General features: G+C 39.1%; 32 protein-coding genes. 1 reads left to right on the top strand and 31 read right to left on the bottom strand.

Annotated elements, in window-relative coordinates:
- Positions 1–56 precede the first annotated feature (56 nt).
- From NE558_RS01415 to NE558_RS01400, 4 genes are all read right to left on the bottom strand, one after another.
- Positions 57–2,003: a 5'-nucleotidase C-terminal domain-containing protein gene (locus tag NE558_RS01415; protein WP_256148131.1), complete on the bottom strand. Its 1,947-nt coding sequence runs from the start codon at positions 2,001–2,003 to the stop codon at positions 57–59.
- Between the two features lie 378 nt (positions 2,004–2,381).
- A complete protein-coding gene (locus NE558_RS01410; RefSeq protein ID WP_256148130.1) occupies positions 2,382–2,828 on the bottom strand; it encodes a hypothetical protein in 447 nt (148 codons plus the stop codon).
- 84 nt (positions 2,829–2,912) lie between these two features.
- A complete protein-coding gene (locus NE558_RS01405; RefSeq protein ID WP_256148129.1) occupies positions 2,913–3,368 on the bottom strand; it encodes a copper amine oxidase N-terminal domain-containing protein in 456 nt (151 codons plus the stop codon).
- A 116-nt stretch (positions 3,369–3,484) separates the two neighbouring features.
- Positions 3,485–3,799 (bottom strand): hypothetical protein, encoded by a 315-nt coding sequence (locus NE558_RS01400; RefSeq protein WP_256148128.1) that lies wholly within the window; start codon positions 3,797–3,799, stop codon positions 3,485–3,487.
- Positions 3,800–4,100: 301 nt separating this feature from the next.
- Between NE558_RS01400 and NE558_RS01395 the strand changes: the two genes are divergently transcribed.
- A complete protein-coding gene (locus NE558_RS01395; RefSeq protein ID WP_256148127.1) occupies positions 4,101–5,633 on the top strand; it encodes a kelch repeat-containing protein in 1,533 nt (510 codons plus the stop codon).
- Positions 5,634–5,779: 146 nt separating this feature from the next.
- Here the strand turns inward: NE558_RS01395 and NE558_RS01390 are convergent, their stop codons facing one another.
- From NE558_RS01390 to NE558_RS01260, 27 genes are all read right to left on the bottom strand, one after another.
- Positions 5,780–5,938 (bottom strand): hypothetical protein, encoded by a 159-nt coding sequence (locus NE558_RS01390; RefSeq protein WP_256148126.1) that lies wholly within the window; start codon positions 5,936–5,938, stop codon positions 5,780–5,782.
- Between the two features lie 22 nt (positions 5,939–5,960).
- Positions 5,961–7,457 carry a P-loop ATPase, Sll1717 family gene (locus tag NE558_RS01385; protein WP_256148125.1) on the bottom strand — a complete coding sequence of 499 codons (1,497 nt, stop codon included), beginning with the start codon at positions 7,455–7,457 and terminating at the stop codon, positions 5,961–5,963.
- Positions 7,458–7,730: 273 nt separating this feature from the next.
- Entirely contained in the window at positions 7,731–8,354 is a 624-nt protein-coding gene (locus tag NE558_RS01380) for a hypothetical protein (RefSeq protein WP_256148124.1), read from the bottom strand.
- Positions 8,351–8,605: a hypothetical protein gene (locus NE558_RS01375; protein ID WP_256148358.1), complete on the bottom strand. Its 255-nt coding sequence runs from the start codon at positions 8,603–8,605 to the stop codon at positions 8,351–8,353. The genes NE558_RS01380 and NE558_RS01375 overlap by 4 nt, the downstream gene beginning before the upstream one ends.
- Complete coding sequence (locus NE558_RS01370; protein WP_256148123.1) at positions 8,571–8,888, bottom strand: hypothetical protein; 318 nt, start codon at positions 8,886–8,888, stop codon at positions 8,571–8,573. The genes NE558_RS01375 and NE558_RS01370 overlap by 35 nt, the downstream gene beginning before the upstream one ends.
- Complete coding sequence (locus tag NE558_RS01365) at positions 8,881–9,213, bottom strand: serine/threonine protein kinase (protein ID WP_256148122.1); 333 nt, start codon at positions 9,211–9,213, stop codon at positions 8,881–8,883. Before NE558_RS01365 ends, NE558_RS01370 begins: the two co-directional genes overlap by 8 nt.
- A gap of 67 nt (positions 9,214–9,280) precedes the next feature.
- The gene (locus tag NE558_RS01360; protein ID WP_256148121.1) at positions 9,281–9,424 is read right to left on the bottom strand and encodes an XkdX family protein; all 144 of its coding nucleotides are present in this window, start codon (positions 9,422–9,424) and stop codon (positions 9,281–9,283) included.
- Entirely contained in the window at positions 9,424–9,735 is a 312-nt protein-coding gene (locus NE558_RS01355; RefSeq protein WP_256148120.1) for a hypothetical protein, read from the bottom strand. Before NE558_RS01355 ends, NE558_RS01360 begins: the two co-directional genes overlap by 1 nt.
- A gap of 13 nt (positions 9,736–9,748) precedes the next feature.
- Positions 9,749–10,330, bottom strand: a complete 582-nt coding sequence (locus NE558_RS01350) for a hypothetical protein (RefSeq protein ID WP_256148119.1) — start codon at positions 10,328–10,330, stop codon at positions 9,749–9,751.
- Between the two features lie 3 nt (positions 10,331–10,333).
- Positions 10,334–10,525, bottom strand: coding sequence for a hypothetical protein (locus NE558_RS01345; RefSeq protein WP_256148118.1), 192 nt, complete (start codon positions 10,523–10,525; stop codon positions 10,334–10,336).
- Positions 10,518–11,063 (bottom strand): putative phage tail protein, encoded by a 546-nt coding sequence (locus tag NE558_RS01340; protein ID WP_256148117.1) that lies wholly within the window; start codon positions 11,061–11,063, stop codon positions 10,518–10,520. The genes NE558_RS01345 and NE558_RS01340 overlap by 8 nt, the downstream gene beginning before the upstream one ends.
- Positions 11,056–12,117 carry a baseplate J/gp47 family protein gene (locus NE558_RS01335; RefSeq protein ID WP_256148116.1) on the bottom strand — a complete coding sequence of 354 codons (1,062 nt, stop codon included), beginning with the start codon at positions 12,115–12,117 and terminating at the stop codon, positions 11,056–11,058. The genes NE558_RS01340 and NE558_RS01335 overlap by 8 nt, the downstream gene beginning before the upstream one ends.
- Positions 12,110–12,514 carry a DUF2634 domain-containing protein gene (locus NE558_RS01330; RefSeq protein ID WP_256148115.1) on the bottom strand — a complete coding sequence of 135 codons (405 nt, stop codon included), beginning with the start codon at positions 12,512–12,514 and terminating at the stop codon, positions 12,110–12,112. Before NE558_RS01330 ends, NE558_RS01335 begins: the two co-directional genes overlap by 8 nt.
- The gene (locus NE558_RS01325) at positions 12,511–12,921 is read right to left on the bottom strand and encodes a DUF2577 domain-containing protein (protein ID WP_256148114.1); all 411 of its coding nucleotides are present in this window, start codon (positions 12,919–12,921) and stop codon (positions 12,511–12,513) included. Before NE558_RS01325 ends, NE558_RS01330 begins: the two co-directional genes overlap by 4 nt.
- Positions 12,914–13,870 (bottom strand): XkdQ/YqbQ family protein, encoded by a 957-nt coding sequence (locus NE558_RS01320; RefSeq protein WP_256148113.1) that lies wholly within the window; start codon positions 13,868–13,870, stop codon positions 12,914–12,916. The genes NE558_RS01325 and NE558_RS01320 overlap by 8 nt, the downstream gene beginning before the upstream one ends.
- Positions 13,857–14,534: a LysM peptidoglycan-binding domain-containing protein gene (locus tag NE558_RS01315; protein ID WP_256148112.1), complete on the bottom strand. Its 678-nt coding sequence runs from the start codon at positions 14,532–14,534 to the stop codon at positions 13,857–13,859. Before NE558_RS01315 ends, NE558_RS01320 begins: the two co-directional genes overlap by 14 nt.
- On the bottom strand, positions 14,527–16,494 hold the full coding sequence (locus NE558_RS01310) for a tape measure protein (RefSeq protein ID WP_256148111.1): 1,968 nt from the start codon (positions 16,492–16,494) through the stop codon (positions 14,527–14,529). Before NE558_RS01310 ends, NE558_RS01315 begins: the two co-directional genes overlap by 8 nt.
- A 72-nt stretch (positions 16,495–16,566) precedes the next feature.
- The gene (locus NE558_RS01305) at positions 16,567–17,136 is read right to left on the bottom strand and encodes a hypothetical protein (protein ID WP_256148110.1); all 570 of its coding nucleotides are present in this window, start codon (positions 17,134–17,136) and stop codon (positions 16,567–16,569) included.
- A 242-nt stretch (positions 17,137–17,378) separates the two neighbouring features.
- Entirely contained in the window at positions 17,379–17,798 is a 420-nt protein-coding gene (locus NE558_RS01300; protein WP_256148109.1) for a phage tail assembly chaperone, read from the bottom strand.
- Positions 17,799–17,810: 12 nt separating this feature from the next.
- On the bottom strand, positions 17,811–18,287 hold the full coding sequence (locus tag NE558_RS01295; RefSeq protein ID WP_256148108.1) for a phage tail tube protein: 477 nt from the start codon (positions 18,285–18,287) through the stop codon (positions 17,811–17,813).
- 15 nt (positions 18,288–18,302) lie between these two features.
- Positions 18,303–19,607: a phage tail sheath family protein gene (locus NE558_RS01290; RefSeq protein WP_256148107.1), complete on the bottom strand. Its 1,305-nt coding sequence runs from the start codon at positions 19,605–19,607 to the stop codon at positions 18,303–18,305.
- Complete coding sequence (locus NE558_RS01285; protein ID WP_256148106.1) at positions 19,608–19,796, bottom strand: hypothetical protein; 189 nt, start codon at positions 19,794–19,796, stop codon at positions 19,608–19,610.
- On the bottom strand, positions 19,768–20,199 hold the full coding sequence (locus tag NE558_RS01280; RefSeq protein ID WP_256148105.1) for a phage tail terminator family protein: 432 nt from the start codon (positions 20,197–20,199) through the stop codon (positions 19,768–19,770). The genes NE558_RS01285 and NE558_RS01280 overlap by 29 nt, the downstream gene beginning before the upstream one ends.
- Complete coding sequence (locus tag NE558_RS01275; RefSeq protein ID WP_256148104.1) at positions 20,189–20,599, bottom strand: HK97 gp10 family phage protein; 411 nt, start codon at positions 20,597–20,599, stop codon at positions 20,189–20,191. The genes NE558_RS01280 and NE558_RS01275 overlap by 11 nt, the downstream gene beginning before the upstream one ends.
- Entirely contained in the window at positions 20,599–20,958 is a 360-nt protein-coding gene (locus NE558_RS01270; protein ID WP_256148103.1) for a hypothetical protein, read from the bottom strand. The genes NE558_RS01275 and NE558_RS01270 overlap by 1 nt, the downstream gene beginning before the upstream one ends.
- Complete coding sequence (locus tag NE558_RS01265) at positions 20,958–21,308, bottom strand: phage head-tail connector protein (protein WP_256148102.1); 351 nt, start codon at positions 21,306–21,308, stop codon at positions 20,958–20,960. The genes NE558_RS01270 and NE558_RS01265 overlap by 1 nt, the downstream gene beginning before the upstream one ends.
- Entirely contained in the window at positions 21,253–21,567 is a 315-nt protein-coding gene (locus NE558_RS01260; protein ID WP_256148101.1) for a hypothetical protein, read from the bottom strand. The genes NE558_RS01265 and NE558_RS01260 overlap by 56 nt, the downstream gene beginning before the upstream one ends.
- Positions 21,568–21,577: the final 10 nt, after the last annotated feature.

Raw genomic sequence — 21,577 nt, 5'->3', positions numbered from 1 at the left:
ACTATAAAAGGCGGTCAATCCCAAATAGATTACCGCCTTTTTAATTATCAATACTATTACTTTCTAATAATCAATTCCTGACCAATATAAATTTTAGCTGGGTCTTTTATTTGTTCTCTGTTGTTCTCATAAATAGTTCTCCACTGATTTCCATCACCCATAAGGTTCTTGGCAATTAGCCACAGACTATCCCCCTTAGCAACCTTATACACATCAGAAACAAGTTGCAAAGGTGCCTTTTCCGTTGTTGTTTCAGGAGCCTTTACAACTGGAGCCTTTACAACTGGAGCCTTTGCTTCTGGCTGTGCCGCTGGTTTCTCAACAACTTCTTTCTCAGGCTTTACTTCGGGTATAGAAGCGGGTTTGGAAACCACCGTAATTCTACCCTGAGGCTTAGCATATTCTTTACCAATGACACCCTTCAGAGAATTCACATACTGAATCAAAGCATCCGCATCAATAATACCGGTATTCTGCTTGAATGACCCTTGAGTCAAAGCATAATAGGTGTCACCGCCTTCTGCCTGAAAGCTATTTACTACTACGGTATAGTTAGCCTTTGGATCGAATGCCTTGCCTCCTACACTGGTTATTGTAACACGACTGCCCGGAGCAGCGGGTGCATAATATGTTGAATTAGGGTATTGCGCACCGTTTTTATATTCCACTGCAGTATTAATGGTGTATTCTGCTCCTGCAATCTGAGGGAAGCCTCCTAAGGCTGTAGGCGTACAGAACGTAGAAGCCTCCAAAATTTCAAGAAGCTGTGCACCTGTAATCGTTACGAGCTCCACTGTATTGCCATAAGGGAATACGGTATACAAAGTGTTCAAGGAAATATCTCCTGCTGGAATGCTGGCACGAATACCACCACCATTGGAGATTGCCACATCCACATCTATACCTAATTTTTGTTCTTCTGCATATTTTCTTCCTATATACAAGAAAGCATCCGATGAAAAATCCCCTAAGTTGGTTTCCTCTGTACGAACGCCTGGCTCACGCTCCCCATTCAAACTAACCTCTGATTTTGCAAAAAGACCTGCATAATATGTATCAACCTCAGCTTTATCTGCTGCAACCATATTGACCAAAGAATCATCATATTTTCCAATGCTTGTCTTGTAATCGGCGGCACTCATAAGCTTTGCAACCGCTTCCTTTGATGACTCATTGATCACAATTGTTCCTACGTTTTCCAAATAGGAACCTGTGCTCACAATCAATGTATCTTTCACTTTTTGGCCGCCATCCATTACGGTATGGCTATGTCCGTCAATAATTAAATCAATACCTTTTACGGCGTTTGCAACATCAATAGAGCGTCTTCCTACACTTTCATCATCAACGCCTAAATGTGTCAACGCAACAATATAATTGCAGCCTTTTTTCTTCAATGCATCTACCTGTGCTTGTGCAACAGCATTCATCTCTTTTCCATCTAAAAAGGTTACATCTTTCACACTACTAGGGCTTGATTTTGTTTGTGTCTCAGCAGTATCTAAGCCGAATACACCAATCTTCATACCTCCCTTTTCCAACACAATATTATCACCAAAATAAGGCTCACTAGTACCTTTTTTCAAGATGTTTGCATCTAGAACTGGAACCTTACCTGCCTTTAATACAGCAACTATATCCAAAAGAGAATCAAATCCAAAATCAAATTCATGGTTGCCAAGTGAAACGCCGTCATATCCTGCCGAAACAAGGTATTCCGCCGCCTTTAGTCCCTTGGCATGATTTACCAAGGTAGTTCCCTGTGAAAAATCACCTGCATCCAAGAGAATTACATCTGCACCTTGGGCAGTATAATAATCTTTAAGACCCTTCACACCAGCAATACCAATGCTTTTTTCTCCTGTTTGATAATATCCATGCATGTCATTTGTATGGATAATTACCAATTTTCCATCCATTGTACCTGCAAGCGCTGGAACAGTTAACCCAGCCATCATAGATAAGGATAGCAGAAGAGATAGAACCTTTTTTCCATGTTTCATAATACTCCTCCTTTTTATTTGGTAATATATTACTTTCTAATGATATCACTTTTTCTAAGAAAAAGGAACCTAATTGACATTTTTTTCATACAAAAATTACACAAAATTGACATTATCTTTTTTTCTATTGTTAATTTTGCATTATTTTTCTCTGATTAAAAATTCCATAAAATTTCTTAACTTTACATTAGGAAGAATTTTTACTTGAACTTTACTTTTTTCTGACTTGTAAAAATTTCAATTTTTTTGTGCTCTTGTTATATAATTATCACCTATATATGGCACCAAAAGAAAGATTCACTCAAAAGTCTGTCTCTTGGTAATTTGGTTTATGTAAACCTTCTTGTCTGTAAGAGGAATAGTTCTGTATATGATATTTCAATTTTTCCCATTTTCATTAGCATATTCTTTTACAAAATCGCCAAAGCTACCAGACCATGATTTACTTGGGATTTCGCTGATTTTTGTAAAATTCCAAGTGAAATCATCCAATATTAATTTAAAGGATAAATTTTCACAAATAATAGTTTGCTCTTCCATAACCGTATCAGACAGATGCACCTCTTTACAGTGAAGCAAATTTTCATTGTCACCCTTATTCTCGAAAGTACCCTCCAAAAAAATATCGTTTTGATAATCTTGCAGATAGAATACTTTTCCTGGACCTGCTGTTAATGAGCAGAGAGTGTTTTCATCACAGGTGTAAGTACCTATGAATTGATTAGAGAGTTTTAGCTGGGAAATTGTACTGATAAAATAGCCTCTACACCGTTCAAACGAGCAAACCAATGCAGAAATCAGTATAATACAGCATATCTGGAACAAAAACAACCCCCTTTCAGGGGCTATCTTATTTCTTATTTGATAATTGAGCAGCAAAAATCCCCTCCGGTGGAAGGGGATACTTTATTATTTATCCGTTGCTACTTTTGTATCATCTGTTGTTGCTTTTGTGTCTGTTGTTGCTTTTGTGTCAGTTGTCTCTGTTGTTGCTTTTGTGTCTGTTGTTGCTTTTGTATCTGTTGTTGCTTTTGTGTCTGTTGTTGCTTTTGTATCTGTTGTTGCTTTTGTATCTGTTGTTGCTTCTTTACTAGTTAATGTCACAGTTTTAGTTGCACTATCCCAACCTACTTCTTTACCAACAGCCTCTGCTACCGCTCTTACAGGCAAATAGGTTGTCCCTTCGTAAATAAAAGGCTCTTTATCGGTCTTTAATTCTTTTCCATCAACTGTAACCTTAATATCGTTATAGTTTACAGGAACCATAGCATCTGCAACTTTAGCAAACGCCATAGGAGCTGCACCAATTAACAACGCGCCAACCACTGCGCCTAACACTACATCTTTTGCTCTTTGCATTTTCATTTTTATTCCTCCTAATATATAATAAATAAACACTACTATAAAATACCATAATTTGTAACTATTTGCAATAAAAAAGAGCATGAATTTACACCACCCTTGAAATTGCTTTGTATCAATTACAACACCTTACCCTTGCTTCCCACTTTAACCCAACAACGCCCTAGCTTCCCTAGTTTTAATAAACGTTGTTCATTCTTATGAATCATATCCACTTCACACTCTTTTCCATCCACAATAATCTTTTCTCTTGTTACCACTTCATCATCCCTTTCCACATAATTAAATATACCGGATATTCTTGTGGATTTTTTGCATGAAATAAAAAAAGCGCCAAACCCCTGTAAAATCAAGGTTTTCAGCACCTTTTTAAACCCATCGATGCGACAGGATTTGAACCTGCGACCTCGGCGTCCCGAACGCCAAATCAGCACCCCGCAAACCCTTGATTTTACTGGGTTTGTGAGAATGCTGACTTGCATCTGACTTGCATAATTTTTTTTGTTTCAATTTTTGGTCTTGTGATATGTTTAGCAACGGATAACCCCCTTACTTCCAAGGGGGTTTTTCTTTCCATTTAACCATCTCACCAACTCTTCCCCAATAGTGACTAATTTCATAACTTCTGAAGAAATAAAATTCTACAATATTTGTTATAATTTGACACAAATACACTGTTATGGTATGATTTTACAGAAAATTTATGGATTTTAATTTATAGAAGGGATGTTAGAAATGAAAAACAAACTAGTAAAATTAGGGACATCAATGCTATTATTAGTAACATTAATGCTCCCAAACACAATTGCAATGGCAACTGAAAGTGAGGAACCAAACTGGACAACGTTGGCACCGATGTCACAAAGTCGTGATACATTTCAAACACAGGTATTAAACGAGAAAATTTATGCGTTGGGGGGAAAGCTCCAAGAGGTCTATGATCCAACCAATGACACATGGACAACGTTGGCTCCTATGACAATATCTCGTAAATCATTTCAGTCAGAAGTTATTAACGGGAAAATATATGCCATTGGGGGATTAATTTATGGTACATCAACAGGGGTCACACCTTCTGTAGAAGTATACGATCCAGCTTACGACATATGGACAACTTTGACCCCAATGTCAACTCCTCGTAGAGATTTTCAGACAAAAGTAATTGATGGAAAAATCTATGCCATTGGGGGGTTCAGTTCAGACACTAACCTTCCCTCCCTTGAAGTTTATGACCCCGCCAATGACACATGGACAACGTTGGAGCCTATGTCATCATCCCGTAGGGACTTCCAAGCAGAAGTGATCGATGGTAAAATTTATGTCATTGGAGGGGGTAATTCTTCGAATAACCCACCAACTTCAGTTGAAGTATACAATCCAACCACAAACACATGGACAACTTTAGCCTCTATGTTAACACCTCGTTACCAATTTCGAACAGAAGTGATCGACGGTAAGATTTATGCTTTTGGTGGTAGAAATCCATCTAAAAAGCTATCGTCAGTTGAATTGTTTGATCCTGACAACAACACATGGATTTCTTTAGCGCCTATGTCTATACCTCGTTACCAATTCCAGTCCGAAGTAATTAACGGTAAAATTTATGTCATGGGCGGGAATAGTGAATTTTCATACGTATCCTCTACCGAGGTATACGATTCGGTGAATAACACATGGAAACCTTTAGCCCCTATGGCAGCAAAACGTTATGAATTTCAAACTGAGGTGATCGATGGTAAAATTTATGCCCTTGGGGGCGTTGATTCCTTGGCTAAAAATTCAATGGAAGCTTACACTGTTACCTCTACCAATAGAAACAAACTAAAAGTAGTCCTTGAAGTAAATGAACACCTTCAGCTGACCGTTGATGATAATATAAATAACAACACAAATGTAACATGGACATCCTCAAATGATGCAGTAGCTTCCGTTGATGAAAACGGTGTTGTTACCGCTTTAGCAACCGGTAATGCTACAATTACCGTTTCTGATGGTAACGGATATACAGACTCAATTAATATTTTAGTTGTTGAAAACGCTGATGCTCATAGACTGGCAATAGATTTGCATATTGGAAATACAAGTCGTTTGACCGTAGACGATTATACGAACACTGCAAACGCAACGTGGGTATCCTCTGACCCTGCCGTAGCCACCATTACAAATGCGGGAAGGGTAACAGCTGTTAATGTTGGACTCACACTTATTACGGCTACGGATGTAGACAAAAACCAAATTGGTCAGGCTTATGTCAGAGTAAGAGCCTAAACAAATTTTCTTTATTTGGGATCTAATAGATACAGTCAATTTTGATTAATTCGCAAAGAGTCAGGCTTCGGTCTGGCTCTTTTTTTCAAGTAAACATCCACGCGTCAAACGCGTGGTTTTCTTTTCTACAACAAAAACAGTCCCCTTTAGGGGGCTGTTTCATTATTTACCTTGCCACGCATGACGACCAAGCATTTCTTAAGGAGGTGCTTTGCATCCTCTTCGGATAGCCTGTCTACTAGCTCATTGCGCTTGGTTTCGTCTTTTTCAGTTATGATGGTTGTGGCGCCTTTGATTGAGATCATGAGGGCCTCCTTGGGGGTACTTCTACACTTTCTTCTTTATTCCATTATGGACAACCATCTTTTTACGTAGATCCAAATTTTTTGCACCATCTTTTCTATATGCAAATGTCGTATAGTACGTGTCAGTTTTTTTCCAAGTATTTCCGATTGCACTCATCGAATATAAAAAATTCAAACACGACTCAATGTTCGGAATATTAGGGTATCTTTCTTTATTTCTATCGAAACACTCTTTAACTTCACTAAGCTTGAAAGATATTTTTTTATTGTCCACCAATAACGAAAAACACTCTTTCACAAAGTTTGAATTTGCATGATAATAAGATTGATTAAGGAGTTCTGCGTAGAAATCGTCTGCGTATTCTGCCTTAACAGATTTCATCACCGTAGCTGAAAAAGCAGATTTTTCTGGATGATTCTTTATCGCATGATTAAGAAAAGAAACTATATCCCTAGGTCTTCCCATGCTATAACTAATTAAAAAGTCGAGAGGCTCTCTTTCTTCAATTTGCTCAGGAAATAACTGTTCATATACTTCTATATCAGGTTTTTCAAAAAATAAATCATTTGACATTTTCACTTTATGTATAATCATTTTCATTAGCGGATGCGTCTCTGGTGTTACTTTCGCGTTCTGCAACCAATATAGTTCTACGCCATAAGATGTTTTTATTTTTGCCAAGTTTGAATCATAGAATTGTAGCCTATCAATAATGTCAGCTCTAATAATATGCGCGACTCTAAGCATCTTCCCTTTATTTCTTACCTTCTTGTTAAAATCTTTTGTATATTTTATTAAATTTAATATTACACTTTCGCTTCCGTTATCTAGCATCTCGCGATTTTCTAGATCATCAAGGTCGTCAAAGAATATCATTATATCATCATTTTGACTTATAGATTTTATTACTAAATCCTCCAAGGCGTTTAGCACTTCATAAAAAGCGGTTCTTTCGAACTCTAATTCTCTTAATTTTTCGATGCTAATATTGCCCTCACCTATTTCTTGTATTTTCTTTTTAAACTTTGCTCCGAACAAGCATTTCCATCCAGAGGAGGTTTTGCTTTTGCTTGCCTTAAACATGCACAAGTTATCATGTTGGCACACAAACGTATGCAAACGGTATATGCTAGACTTTACAAGAAAACCCGCCTTATATGGATGTAGCTCTAAAATATACTTGGCAACTTGAACTAGCACTAGCCACCTAGATAATTCATAAATATATCCACGATTTGTAGTGAAGCTTTCGCTACTTCTATTAATCCCCGAAAAGAAATTTTTAGCACTAACAATTTTATAATTTTGCGATGAAGTTTTCTTTTTGCATATATAATGTGCAAAATATGTTTTTCCTGCTCCCTTACTTCCTATTATCAAAAATTTTAGAGTATTATCCATAAAATCATGATACATATTGTTTGCGTCAAAATATAAATTTTCCATATTTCTACGCTCCGCCTCGTATTCTCCGTCTGTATCGCCTATATATAAACTACCCAAAGTAAAATTATCCATTTTTTACCCCTCCTCGAAACAGTATATCACAACTATAATCATAAATCGACATAAAAAGAAAGCCACCACTAAATTAAATAGCGATGGCTTTCAACGAGACTCAAATCTCCTTGCACGAGGCTAAACCTCAATAAATATTATGCCCTAAGCATATAAATTTATACTAAATTATTAAAGAAATTATCTTAATGTAAGCTGATTATACCCTTGCAATATGGACTTGTCAATACAAAAAGAAATTATTTAACATTTATTTAACTAAAATATCTTTCATTACTTCATCTCAATCACCGGAACTTTCCCCTTTGCAGTCACCGCAACTCCCGGGGCCTGCGCTAAATCCCTAGCTTTTACAAACACATAACCATCCTTACGAATCATATCTACTTCACATTCCTTACCATTTACAATAATCTTTTCTCTTGTTACCATTTCATCATCCCTTTCTACATAATTAATATAATCCATCAATAACCAATGAGTAAATTTATTCTTGCTTAGTGGTACCTCTCTTACCCCATAAGCCGAACCATCCGCAGCTATGTAATATGGCACACCATTTTTTACACCGGTATAAATACCCACATGCCCTTTCATCCACACCAAAGCGCCGACAGGAGCCTGTTTAATTGTACTGATAAGCTCCTTTTTAACCGCCATATCAAATAATTGCCCCGAACCTAACACAACCCCTGTAGCCCAAGAAATCAGTCCAGAGCAGTCCACACAAACCTTGCCTACCTTTTTTTCATCAGAATCCCATACACACTTTTTCCCGTATTGCCCCTGCAGATAATTGAAGTTGGCCTGTGTCATTACAGTACCCTTCATACCGTATACATATGGCGTCCCTAACTTGGAACGTGCAAAAGCCACTAATTCCTGTCCTGTCATCATTCCTCACCTCCGCTGTTTTTCTGATACTGGGTACCAAAGTAAAAGGCAATCACCACACTGAAAATGGTCAAAAACTGCTCTCCACTAATCCGGCCAACAATGGCTAAAAAGGAGAATACCACCGTTATCAAAATTGTAACAATAGATTTCACTGTCAGAAGATTCTGAATGGTTACCTTTGTGCTTTCCCTTAAGATTGCTACCCCTTGTACTAACTCATCCTGCGCTTCGTTCGTTTCGTTTTCTTTCATTCTCCGATTCCTCCCGTCTCAATCTACTTTCCTGCCGCTTCTCTGCCTGCTTATCCTGTCTATCCGCCCAGCGATTAAATATGGTCATAACGCCACAAATGCCTAGCTCTGTACCAAATACCGTCAATGCATTCCCTACAATGGCAGAAACGTCCACACCGAAGAAAGCTAAAACCATGCCCGCCACAACCACCGCTACGCAGAAAAGCAAAGACGACACCACAATGGTTGTCATGGTATCGTCATTAATCCGCAAACGTCTGCGTTTTTTTCCTTCAGACAATTTTCTCCACCGCCTTCCGGTTAAGGAAGTTCTTTAGATCATGCTTTACTGTTGTGGTATAATTTAAGGCTGCTGTCATATCCCCGTTACAATGAGCATCAGGAATCCGCTGCACCGCCTTTGCCGTTGCTTCCCCCAATGCAATGGAAGCATTTACCGCCGTTAGAAGGTTGTACTCCATATCCTCCCGCTCTTTTTCCCGCCTTTCGGCGGCATCGTCCCGCTTAGCTAGTTTGCGTTGAAGGTACCAAATCCCCATTGACATAACTACCGCTTGAATCATTCCAAAAACCACTGCATCCACGCACTTCACCCCTTTACGCAATAAAATCACTCCTTTTTTGCAATAAAAAACCCCGGATATGCTCCGAGCCACCCAATGTCATATGCAATTATTGCTCCGTTAGATCCTCACCGGTGATTTCTTTGTATTCTTCCGTGGTAATCTTTCCAAACCCAACAAACTTTTGAAGCTGGTCTTTTCTAATAAAATTCTTTTCAAACCTTAGCTTTAAATTCTCAAACATAGGACTCATTATCTGCCACCTCCCAATAGTGCCACCTCAATGTCAGTTATTTGCTGTGCTAACAATTCTTGATTTTGTTGAGTTACCATGTCTCGCAATTCTGCATCAGTCATTGCTTGCATGATTCGTTCTGTTTCTGTGGGTTCTAATAACTGCTCAGGATGTTCAATATCCTCCCATTGATCATTGTTGTACTTTTTCCCCAATAAAGAAATATCATAAGAATCCAATAGAATCATGTTCGGCACATTGACCTCTCCCGAAAGCTGAGATATACCGATGCATATATTTTCTTCATTTAGCTGTGCGTAGTTAAACATAATTATCCCCCCTTTAATAGAATTCGATAACTTGCCAATTAGCCCCTGAGGTATATCCGACACCAGAAGTGAAAGAGATTTTAATGGTAGTCGAATTCACTATTTCCGCTCGTACACCTACCGCTATTGTTAGATAGCTTGTCGTGCTGGTATTTGTAAAGCTCACCAAAACAATTGACTTACTAGGGTTGATACTTGAAATGGAAATGTTAATAACAGATGGGTCAGATGTAATCAGTCCTTTCTGCACGCTTTTAACGCAACCCCTTGCAAGAATTTCGTTCAATTTCCCTGCTACCGTCCCTGATGTTACTGTCGCTCCTGAATCATCCGTTTTCCCAAACAAATTCAAAAACCAATTCAATTTTGCGTGAGTGGAAGAAGATGTGGAGCTGTTTGCAGTATCGCTTTGACTACCAATCCTATTGTAAATATTGGATAAATAACTGCTCACCTGCGAAACCAAATAATTCAACTTCCCAAAAACACTCCCAGTGGTATTACTCCCCCCTGTGTCAGTGGTATTTCCTATTTTCCCTTTCACCTCATCCAGAGTGGCCTTATCCGCTAAATAAAACTTATCTCCACTGGCCATGGCCTACACCTCCTCCAAAAATAATCCAATTGCATCCATACCCCATTTGTACTTTCCCCCTGTGGGTGCATTGATGAATTTCGCTTGTGCGATGGCGGCATCAATTTTATCCATATTCTGATTCTGTACCTCCACATTGTAAAATTCATTCTGCGCAGGTTTTTCAAGGTTATAATTCGTTGTAAACTCAGCCATTTACTAATGCCTCCTCTCTTAAAGCAAAGTGACTATACGCTTTCATTGCCTCGTGGGTAAATTGATGTAAAAGTTGATGCTGATTGTATAGCAACTCAACTTTTAGCAACATATTTATTGGTACAATCCTTTCTAGCATTTCACCTACAGCTTCCACATTCTTCTTGTTGGTCAGCTCCAACTTGGCTTTCAAGGAAAATGTCCCGTAATTGATCTCCAACCGATACCCGTCTTTGCCACAAAGGATGGTCAGTTGGCTATGTAGGGATCTCAGGGTATAGGGTATGTTTTCGTTGTACCTTGCAAGTAAGCGGAATTTTCTTTCATCTAGCGTATCTGTTGCCTTGGGGGATATCTTAAGCATCTTCTCTCGTCTTGCAACGCCTGTTTGCTTTGCGGTATCTAAGAATTGGTTATCTAATATCATTCCTAATTCATCCCATAAAAAAAGAAGCTCTGGGTTTTCTGCTTCCGCAAGTTTCTGAAACTCCCGCACTTCTTTAAGTAAACCAGGAAAGTAACATTCTATATTAGCCAATCACACCACCCCTTATAGGAATGTCGTTTGTTCCTAATACATAATTCTGAGCGACACCGTTTAACGTTGTGTTTCCAATATCAACAATCCCATCTAAATCCAGTAACCGTGATTCTATTTGAGATATTCTTGCAATTAGAGTATTACTATCTGGCCACTGCTTACTTAGTTCTATAAAGTAATGATCAATGGTTTCTTGCATATATGGTTCACAGTCTGTGAAACTCCATCCATCAGCATAGGTAATCACAGTCGCAATATCAATTCTTGTTTCAGTCACGCCCGCAATTGTTACTACGTGATCAATGGGCGCAATGCCTAAGCCTTCCCCTGCATTTTGAGTAGGATCTACGGCGGTCTGTACATCATCAATCAGACTCTGTGTAGGCTTTTGAAATTCCGAATTTATGATTACGCATTTAACAGTACCGCCACCATTCCACGCACGATACACCTTGCATCCACCCACACCAGGTATCGCCGTCACCTTTTCGATATAGTCCGAACGATTTCCGCCAAAAGATTGTTTGTCAAAATTTGTAAGATATCTTTTGCGGATACTCTCAGTACGCTCTGCATCTTCCCCCGGCGTTAATATCTCAGTTATCTGGGCAGACGATAGACCTTGTATGTATTCAATTGGAATTAAAGTACCTAAGGTGTGATTTGGTTCACTACCTACCGTTTCACAGACTGCTTTATAAACAAATCCTTGTTCCGGTAAAACCTCTGCTACAGTATAATTGAATTTATCAATACTGAAGCGGCTTCCAATTGGTACCGACATATTAAATACTGCTTTTGCAATGGCTGGTGTAGCTTTATAGGGTATAACACCTCTTTCCTTTGCTCTCAATATCAAATATTCCCTACTGGCTGTATCTGCAAAGGTTTCATTCATCACAACGTCAAGGTCAATATACATTTGACATAATTCAGCCGCAGCGGGAGCGAGGGCATCATAAATAATACTACCTTCTCTTTTATCCACATCATTGGAAACTCTGTCCATCATGCGGCCTAATATGGTCTCAAAGGTCATATGTTCATACATTTATACTCAACTCACTTTCAAAATTCCCCTCTGTGGATTCTACGTTAAACGTAATATGCAAAGTATCTCTTCCTGTTTTCTCGTATGCAAAATCTGAAACTTTACTGATTCTATCATCTTGTAAAAGTGCCCCCTCGATGCGTCTTTTCACCTCCGCATAAACATACGTCAATTGCTTTCCAAATAAGTCTCTCAGCTCTGCCCCATAATTCCAGCTGTAAATGAGGTAATCGTACCTCTCTGTATGCAGAGCCTTATAAACAGCCTGTTTCACGGCTTCTATACCATCGCAACTCCCATACACATTGTCTGTTCCTATGTTAAGTTTGTACGTCCTAGAGGGCATTTTTTGTCTTACAATGGTACTTGCCAATTCTTCATTTACTTTAGGAATCACAATATACCACCTCCTACTACATCCAGTACAATATATTCCTGTCCACCCTGCACCCTTAATAAAATCACATGATCGTCTACCTTTAGTTTATTATGTATGGTGAATGATTTTGTTCCAACATAAGCGTGGTTATGGGTGTGTGGTTGGGTTGTTCTGGAAGTGCTGTCATCCTGATAGCTATGGCTATGGGTATGACTCTCCGTAGTGTGATCCACAGTCATATTGATGGAATAGTCCACCACCGCCTTGGTAAGCACAAGGAATTCTTCGGTCAGTCTCAATTTTTGGTCGAGCTGTATTTCAAGGGGTGCAGCGGATACCACTTTTCCTATCATAACAGCAACAGGCTTTGATGATTCAACTTGCTCCATAGCTGCTTGTTTTATGAGCTGTAACAACTCAGACAAAACCATCACTCCCTCTCAATGTTAGATCCATTACATGCATATCTGATTGAAAAGTATGGGTTACCTTTTCACAGATGAAGAAATTGTTTACATTCACATCACCCAAAGCCAAGGTTAAACCAATGCTATACCCTGCACGAACTTTTGGAGATCCAATTGCATTCTTGATGCTCAACTGCCTTGTTTTGCGGTTATACAATTCCAACAGCGCATTAACTTTTTGTTGTAAGCCGACATTGCTTTTGGCCTTCTCACAGTATTGCAAAACGCCCCATTTCTCAATATTCCCACTATCCTTAGAAATGTAAATGTCTCTTATTCCTGTCTTCTCATCGTCGTAGGCAATCTTAATTTGATTATAGGTTTCGCCATCAATGCTACTGGTGTAATCAAAATCCTCTGCAGAACCATTGTCTAAAACAATATTGAGTTTCATATCTTCTATGTTTTTTAGTGTCAACTTTCCAAAATCATCATAGAGCACATACAGCTTTTTAGTATTGGTAAGGGTGGTATCCAGCAATTCCTGAAACATATCGAACAGCGTTTTATTGTCTAGCACCCCTTTATCAATAACATATTGGGTATCCGCAATTTGTCCTGTTTTAAGACGGAAATCCTCGGCAACCATAGATATAAATTGACTTGCGGTTTTGCCTTTAAATAAGTAGCTATCTTTGTTTTTAAGATATCGCAGCTGATCGTAGGCAGTTACACTAATCGTTTCACCTTTGTTCCTTTTTTTCTGAAAAACAAATCCATAAAAAATAGGAACCTGATCCACATATAAGTGAACTGCGTTCCCCTCTTGAAAATTCAAAATACCATCCTTAACAACTTCAAATGTCAATATACCAGGGGTACCGGCTCTCTCTGTAGTCCATTTCACCTCCCCCACTACCACCGGGATATATTCTTTATCCCCATTTATAATTTTAAGATGTACCAAGCTTTATCACCTGCCCCGGATAAATTAAATTAGGATTACTGATACCATTTAACTTTGCGATTTCCCCGAACCTTGAACCATCCCCCAGTTGCGCCTTGCATATCTTCCAAAGAGAATCCCCCTTCTTTACAGTGTATGTTTTTGGTGCTACTTTATCTGAAGGTCGTGTCTTTTCTTCTTTTACAACGATTGCATTTCCAGCTTGCTGTACTACTGTATTTACTTGTGCTTTAATCTCCTGTTGCTGTTCCATTTCCTGATATTGCTTTAGCCTTATACTAACAGTGAGATCGTAACCCTCTCCTGCATCTTCTGTAATCGTATATTCCTCCAATGACACCAACATATTTGTATCAAACATAGTTTTGCCATTCGGCATTGTCCGTAGAATGCTAAAAGCAAACGGCCTTTTACCAACTTTCAAAGCCTTTAAAGAAACCATATATTTCTCAGGAGGTTTGAACCCATCGGGATACACAGCAAATGGATATTTTGCATGGGGGAGTATAAATTCAAAACTGAATTCCGTCAGCCCAGGCAAGCGCAAGAAATTGTACTCACTGCCATTAATCAAATCCATAGTTTTGTTGTTATTATTAATTTTCATTTGGATTTTTTGTGGTGCTATGGGGAGTTGAATATCCCCCAATAAAACTTTATACAATTACATGCACCTCCTCTGCACTGATGTCTACCGCTTCCCTAAGCTTTTCAGTAAACTTATCCACGACCCCATCTATATCTAAATTAGAATTAATGGTAGATTCATTTTTAAAATCCACTTTTATTTCTGCGGTAGTGAATCGGTTAATTGCTTCACGTTCGGCCATATCACGTAAATATTTTAATTCCTCTTGGGAAATCTCCATAGAGTTAGCCATTTTTTCAGTGTTACCTGCAATATCATCTGTATTGCCTACAACCTGATCCATGGTGTTGTTACCAAACACACCGGATACCTTATTAGCTAAGTTTATGCCGAAATCTTGCCCTGCTGAAAAAGCGCCCTTTAAACCTATTCTTCTCATTTGTGGTGGGTTATGCTCCAATGTGATCGCATTATTATTTTTACCCCATGCCAACACATTGTCTTGTAATGCTGTAAGTCCAGCTGTCCAGTCGGTACCAAATATAGCATCTATGATCTTCGTAACCACTTTTCCAAGTGATAAAAACCAAGAAATAATTTGGCCAATTAAGTTTGCCACTGCCCCCCCGAAGCTATCAAATCCACCATTAGCCACATTTAATATCCATTCAATGATACCTATAAAAGGCTCTACAAACCTGGTCCAAAGAAACTGAATCGCAGCATTAGCAACACCAATGAACACATTTAGGATAGCAGCTCCCAGCCAAGCAAATGTACCAAATATTAATCCTGTAGCGCTTATTGATGTCCCTTTGACTTTATTAATTACAGCTATCACTGCATAAAAAACGGCAATCACAGCAATAACGGCCAAAATAATCCATGTAATAGGGCAGGCTAACAATGCTGCATTAAATCCAACCTGAGCACCCGTTGCAGTAGTAGTTGCAGCAGCCTGCGCCAAAGTTTTTCCTGCCATTATCGCAGCATTTGCTGCACCAATGGCTTGCAAAGTATTAGTCACACTTAGTGCTATATTATGTGCAGCAATGGCTGCCGTATAAATTCCAATCCCCGTTGCTAAACCAATGATAATCGGCTCGATGATGCTCCAGTTGTTGGCCAGAACACCAATTACTTGTAACAAAGGTTGCGAAATTTTGATTACCTTATTAACCGCCATAACCCAAACATCTGACCATGTATGCGGGATTTTGTTAAACTTCTCATTTATTTCATCTGCCGCTGCAAACATTGCATTCTTGACAATACTAGCGCTAATTTCGCCATCTGAAGCTAAATCTCGCATTTTCCCTATTGGCACATCCATATAGTCGGCCACCGCCTGCATTACGTTTGGCGCTGCTTCAAATACGGCATTAAATTCTTCACCTCGAAGAACACCCGAACCTAACGCCTGTGTAAGCTGAAGCGTTGCGGAAGCAATTTCCTGTTGGGATGCACCTGCTATCTTAAATTGCTTGTTTAATAATTCTGTAAATTCTATGGTTTCATTAGAGTTTTTAAAGATTGATCCTGCTCTAAGACCCAACTTTGCTACCGCATCCATATTACCTAAATAAGCTGTACGTGTGCGTTGTGCAGATTGGTATATCTGATCTTGCAATCCAGCTATATTTTCCATGCTACCCGTCATTAATCCTAGACGAGCTGTACTTCTTGAAAATTCATCGGAAATACTAACAACTTTTTTTATTCCCAATACACTACCTATTCCTGCAAATGCACCTTTCAAACCACTCGCAAAACCTGCGCCTCTGCTTATGTCGTTATTTAAATTTCTCTGTTGTCGGTCAGCATCTCGAATGGACTCTTCTACTTGGTTAAAAGCTACCTCCGCTCTATTCAACTCTACCCTTGCAGTTTGCAAAGAACTTACATCAATAGAATTCGTTGATACCCTTTGCATATTCTCAAAGCTACTAATAGCTATATTTAATGCATTAGTTATACTTCTAAGTCCAGGCGTCATGCCGTTAAACATTTGTATTGAAGTTTTAATGGTTGCCATTCGTCACATCCTTTCAAAACAACATAAAAAGCACTTACCATCTAGTAAGCGCTTTTATAATTCTTGCATAAATTATCTAATGACAAATTTATAATCCTTTTGATCTAAAGTAAAAATAAGAAACAACGGATTTGTAGTTTGTTCCACTTCTTCTGGGCAATCAATCAAATATCTCATGCCTTTTGTTTCAAGAGGATCTACTTGAGAAATATTTGCATAAGTAAATCCAGCAGTACTATCATCAACTATAGCGTACCCAGTGTAAGTATAACCGTCATTGTAATCTGCAGTTACCTTCATGATTTCATCACAAGATAAATTTTGCTTTGCTGTATTCTTCACATCAACATCCACATCAACTAAAACCTTACCTGGGCTGGCTGGATAATGCGTATAAAAACCACTTGTATCGTCCGGTAATACATCATAAGATAAATTCACACTTTTGATCGTTATTTCACAATTTGTTCCTGTAATAACGTCTCCTGCCGAAATCACCTGAATACTCGGCTCTTCTGCCTTCTTATCACCTTCAGCTACCGTTGATTCCTCAAATACATCCTTAGTTGCGCTTTGATTCGCAGTACAACCTACAGTAAAAAACATAACCGATAACACAAAAAAACATAGTACTTTTTTCATCTCTATACCCCCTAAATCTACTTTTAAGGGTATTATACAACATTTTCCAACTAATTTCTACCTCCTTTTGCCATTTCTGGTCAATTTTGTAGATTCTTGTTTCTCTTTTTCTGCTTTTAACTGAATAGAGGCCATAATAAACGCCTTTTCATTCCTTGGCAACGTTATAAACTGCGAGGGCAATAGGTGGAGCTGGTGCAAGCAATAATGTGCATAGTTACTTTCCCCATCACCCCCGTCAATTAGTTTTTTGCTTCTTCTACCAATTCATCCATAGAGGAATCAAAACCATTCATTTCCTGTATCTTCGCAAGGAAAGCAGTATATTCTCCGGCATGCAACATTTTTTTAAGCAAACTATCTGCACCCATAACACCGTAGCCATTTTGCAGTTCTGCATCATTAAGATTAGGGCATACAGTGCAAGAAACTGCTAACAGCCCTAAATACTTATTCGTATCAATTTCTTGTATGAACTGTCCTTTTTTACCAGGCACCTGTACCTTTTTCGTACAGGATTTACGCAGGTACTCATCCTCTTCCGCTGTAATGGTTCTAATCTCCCATTCGATAGGCTTTCCGGTACCATCAATGAAACGCTTGCTTGCTACCACTTTCTTATTTTCCTCTTCGATGGGGTTTAAAAATGCATGCAAATTCATATGTATTCCTCCTTAATTCATTCCATCTAAAACATTAAAAGTCTCAGGCATTTCAAAGCTTTCAAACGTGAAGTCCATATCCTCTGTCAAAGAATCATCGCTATCAGCATCGAACTTTGCAACAATGACACTATCGAAATTACAATCTCTTAGAATAACCGTCTGCCTGCCTGCGGCAGAGGTAGGATCCTCGTTTGTAATTTGGATATCGAAATAAACGTCCTCCCCCGTATCTTGGAAGCGTTTCATAAGTTTACGAAACATGGAAGTGTTGTAATGGAAGGTTGCACTTCCGGTACCCTTTACGCCTGCCGCCTTATTTCCCTTTGACAGCCTACCAAGGACTGCAATCTCCGTCTTGGATTTTTCCATAGTTGCTTCCAAAGAAATGGCATTCATAAAGTTATAGCGATTTCCTTCAATTGTAACAAAGCATTCTGCCATTTTCGCAGAAACCGCATCCTTGCTCAGCATGGTAATGTTACTCATAGTCTACCTCCTCCCTTATTGTACAATTACAGTCATATATAGTTTTGCCATGGCAGCAACAGGGGTCACGGGATTTGTCACTGTCACCGACTTTTTATCATTGCCTTTTTCTACTTTCAAATCATCAGAGACAAAGTTTTCAATGGCCTGAATCTGCTCCATCTGCTTGTTATATGATACCAAGTCATTCCAAAAGGCAATCCGGCCAGCATCGTTGTTTTGCACCTTACCTAAATATCGTGTATTAAACAACACCGCTATATCATTACCAATCTGATCAAGCACACGCACTACCTGATTACTCTGGAAATCATCGTTTTTATCTACAGTTACTGACGTAAAGCTGTTGATATCATCTAAAACTCGGATTTCCTCGCCAACTTTATGAAATACAAACTCACCCGCTTTAATCGCAGCGGCCAGCTGGCTTTGCTTATAATCTGTATATATCTCAAACTCACCATCGTAAAGCTTGTTCTGATTGCTTTTATTTACTGCACACCCCGCTGATGCTCCGGTGAGCCAATATACGAGGTCAGCTCCGTTTGCTCCCGCATCTAGTGCAGCATTTTTCAGGTTAATAATGCCTTCATGATCAGCTGTTTTGTTATAAAGGACCGTCTGAAACTTAACGCCCATTTCATCTCTTAAGCGTTTCGTAAAAGCAACAAATAAACTTTTTACAGTTTCCTCTGTGGACAAGCACCCAAGCGTATTAAAGCTATACGCCTCCACTTTGTCCAGAAATGTTTGATACGCTGTACCAACCACAGTGCCATTTGTGCCGCCTGTTAAGGACATCCCAGTAGTTACTTCAAGCGTTGCGGTTTTCTTGAACACAGCAAAATCATTGTCAGCTAATCCTGATGATGTAGATACAGTCTGATTATCCACAATAACCATATCAAGCATTGTGGTAACATCAAATTTTGTTGGTTCATCCACATTTGCCGAAACAATTATTCTAAGATCGTTTCCACGAATACCGCTATACTTTGCCGTTGCATAAGTATTTTTAGCCTTAACACCGCTGTTTAAACGATAGGCATACAGAGTCTTTGCATTGAGAAATAAATCCCTTAGCCCCTTTAATTTAGGGCTTGTATAGTCATATCCAAATATCTTTAAGGAATCCGTCTGAAAGTCAGCATTCTCTACTGTAAAAACATCACCATCAACACCCCAATCCAGCTCTAATGCCAGCGCTACATAACCCCGATCAGATAGATTTGCGGATGCTCTGGCCGCTGAAACAAAGTTGATATAAGCACCCGGAAGGACTTTATTTTGTACCAAAAAAGTACCGCCACCTAATCCCAATTACCTCACCGTTCCTTTCTGAAATTTTTCAATAAACCCATCAACTTCCCCATGGGTGTAAGCCTTTCCATCTTCCAACAGAGCTGTCAATACATCCCTGTAGTCTGCATACTTTTGACTTCGCAAAAGGGAATCTTTAGAAAACCTGATCTCCTGCTCTTCATCTTCCTGTTTTGCTAACTTTGCCATATACCTTCACCTCTTCCATATATTCATAAGTCCCTGCCTTTTGTGTCATATTCAAGTTGTAGTCAATAAAGAAATGGAGTATCCCATCTTCTATTTTGTAGTTAATGCTACTGCCTCGAATTAGATTGCCATCTATGGTTATCCATTCTAAAAGAGACCGCAGTGTTTCGGCAGTGTCCCAGTTTTCTGCATTACCCAATTTCGGGAAATAGTGGATATCAAAGGACGCATCCAGACGAAACCTATCTCTTAACTTGGCATCATACCACTGGGAAACACAGAGAATAAAAAAGCAAGGCTTCTGTATGCCCTGCTCTGTTTTCTCTGTGTAAATTTTATGGGTTGCTGTTGGAAATCCCTTTCGTATCGCTTCGGCTATCCCTGCTATCAACTTATTTACCATGGAACGCCTCCCCCAAAATCTTTATTAGCCTTTTTTCGATAATTCTATCTGCGTCTTTTTCCAATTCCTTCTCAGAAATCATAAGCATAAACCGCCCTGGTACCCATCCTTTGCGATCTCTGGTTCTATGACCTGATTCCACATAAGAGGCATATTCTGTATTGTTGTACACCTCCACTTCATACACTCCGTTATTGTAACGGGTACCGCCAATAAACCAACCGTTACGCAACCACCCTGAATCCACAGGCGTTCTTTTCACAGCTTTTCGCAGTAACCTAGCCGCGAGCTCATAAACCATTTGTTCATTGAACTTTTGCAATTCAGATTCTTGCAACTTTTCTAGCCGGTCCCTAAGCTTAACCAATTGCCTATAATCTACTTTGCCCCACTTAGCCACTACACCCACCCGTCTTTCAACGTTAATTCAACCTCTTGATGAGATACATAAATAGCAGGTACTCCCGAAGCTTTATACGCAGTGGTTACGTTGTTTTGTGTAACCACGATTTCACTGCCCGATTTCACCTCAATTTCAGGTGAAAGAAACAATTTAATGTTCTGGGTTGCTACCGTAGCAGTGTCTGTTTGCTTCCCACCAGGGAAGCTATGATAGGATAGCCGACAAGGAATTTTTTCTCCAATTACCATAGGGACAGTGTTATTGATTAATCCTTCTTGACTTCGAAACTCAGTAATCATACACTTTCCGTCATACAGGCTTTCTACATGCCTACGAATTAATTCCAAGGGTGACATTACCATCCCACCTTTCGGTATTGGTCAAGCTGCTTTGTGTAGTTTTTTAAAAACGCCATTCCGGGATTCTCTGAGATCGAGGACGCAGAGGAAAAGGAGACAGATACATCCCCCTCTGTAACGCTTTTCACTGCCCCCTGCAATTGCTCTTGTCCTAATCCCTCAGCCCTGTACAAATCTACAGCCATGTTTAACGTGACATTTTCTAAGCCTTGTGGGATCTCTTGGATATTACAGTAATTGCATACCATGTCAGATACCTTATCAATGATAAATTGGATGATAAAATCCTTATCACTCGTTGTTATCCCCAGCAGTGCCTTTAACTTCTCCACCTTTATCATCGCCATTTTTATCACCACCATTTGAACTGAGCAATGCTTCTGTGATTTTCTTCAAAATTCCTTCTGCACTGGCAGACCTACCAATGTCAATACCATTTTCACCCGCATATGCTTTTAACTCTTCCACTGTCATTGCAGACAGTTCATTTTCTTTGTGCTGAAGTTCATCAGTCTGCACAGGCGTATATCCCTGGGTAAGGTATTCATCATACTTTGCCTTGCTCTCTGCAATTCTTTCAATGTTCTCCTTTTTTACAATATACATAAAGGCCTCC

Source organism: Anaerotignum propionicum (assembly GCF_024461735.1).
In the GTDB taxonomy this organism is placed as follows: domain Bacteria; phylum Bacillota; class Clostridia; order Lachnospirales; family Anaerotignaceae; genus Chakrabartyella.
Note: the sequence above shows the minus strand (reverse complement) of the source record. Positions and strands in the feature narration are given on the sequence as shown.

Excerpts from the sequence above, each read along its gene's own strand:
- NE558_RS01415 (WP_256148131.1), bottom strand. The coding sequence starts at position 2,003 with ATGAAACATGGAAAAAAGGTTCTATCTCTTCTGCTATCCTTATCTATG.
- NE558_RS01405 (WP_256148129.1), bottom strand. The coding sequence starts at position 3,368 with ATGAAAATGCAAAGAGCAAAAGATGTAGTGTTAGGCGCAGTGGTTGGC.
- NE558_RS01395 (WP_256148127.1), top strand. The coding sequence starts at position 4,101 with ATGAAAAACAAACTAGTAAAATTAGGGACATCAATGCTATTATTAGTA.
- NE558_RS01390 (WP_256148126.1), bottom strand. The coding sequence starts at position 5,938 with ATGATCTCAATCAAAGGCGCCACAACCATCATAACTGAAAAAGACGAA.
- NE558_RS01385 (WP_256148125.1), bottom strand. The coding sequence starts at position 7,457 with ATGGATAATTTTACTTTGGGTAGTTTATATATAGGCGATACAGACGGA.
- NE558_RS01380 (WP_256148124.1), bottom strand. The coding sequence starts at position 8,354 with ATGATGACAGGACAGGAATTAGTGGCTTTTGCACGTTCCAAGTTAGGG.
- NE558_RS01375 (WP_256148358.1), bottom strand. The coding sequence starts at position 8,605 with ATGAAAGAAAACGAAACGAACGAAGCGCAGGATGAGTTAGTACAAGGG.
- NE558_RS01360 (WP_256148121.1), bottom strand. The coding sequence starts at position 9,424 with ATGAGTCCTATGTTTGAGAATTTAAAGCTAAGGTTTGAAAAGAATTTT.
- NE558_RS01355 (WP_256148120.1), bottom strand. The coding sequence starts at position 9,735 with ATGTTTAACTACGCACAGCTAAATGAAGAAAATATATGCATCGGTATA.
- NE558_RS01350 (WP_256148119.1), bottom strand. The coding sequence starts at position 10,330 with ATGGCCAGTGGAGATAAGTTTTATTTAGCGGATAAGGCCACTCTGGAT.
- NE558_RS01345 (WP_256148118.1), bottom strand. The coding sequence starts at position 10,525 with ATGGCTGAGTTTACAACGAATTATAACCTTGAAAAACCTGCGCAGAAT.
- NE558_RS01335 (WP_256148116.1), bottom strand. The coding sequence starts at position 12,117 with ATGTATGAACATATGACCTTTGAGACCATATTAGGCCGCATGATGGAC.
- NE558_RS01310 (WP_256148111.1), bottom strand. The coding sequence starts at position 16,494 with ATGGCAACCATTAAAACTTCAATACAAATGTTTAACGGCATGACGCCT.
- NE558_RS01305 (WP_256148110.1), bottom strand. The coding sequence starts at position 17,136 with ATGAAAAAAGTACTATGTTTTTTTGTGTTATCGGTTATGTTTTTTACT.
- NE558_RS01300 (WP_256148109.1), bottom strand. The coding sequence starts at position 17,798 with ATGAATTTGCATGCATTTTTAAACCCCATCGAAGAGGAAAATAAGAAA.
- NE558_RS01295 (WP_256148108.1), bottom strand. The coding sequence starts at position 18,287 with ATGAGTAACATTACCATGCTGAGCAAGGATGCGGTTTCTGCGAAAATG.
- NE558_RS01285 (WP_256148106.1), bottom strand. The coding sequence starts at position 19,796 with ATGGCAAAGTTAGCAAAACAGGAAGATGAAGAGCAGGAGATCAGGTTT.
- NE558_RS01280 (WP_256148105.1), bottom strand. The coding sequence starts at position 20,199 with ATGGTAAATAAGTTGATAGCAGGGATAGCCGAAGCGATACGAAAGGGA.
- NE558_RS01270 (WP_256148103.1), bottom strand. The coding sequence starts at position 20,958 with ATGTCACCCTTGGAATTAATTCGTAGGCATGTAGAAAGCCTGTATGAC.
- NE558_RS01265 (WP_256148102.1), bottom strand. The coding sequence starts at position 21,308 with ATGGCGATGATAAAGGTGGAGAAGTTAAAGGCACTGCTGGGGATAACA.
- NE558_RS01260 (WP_256148101.1), bottom strand. The coding sequence starts at position 21,567 with ATGTATATTGTAAAAAAGGAGAACATTGAAAGAATTGCAGAGAGCAAG.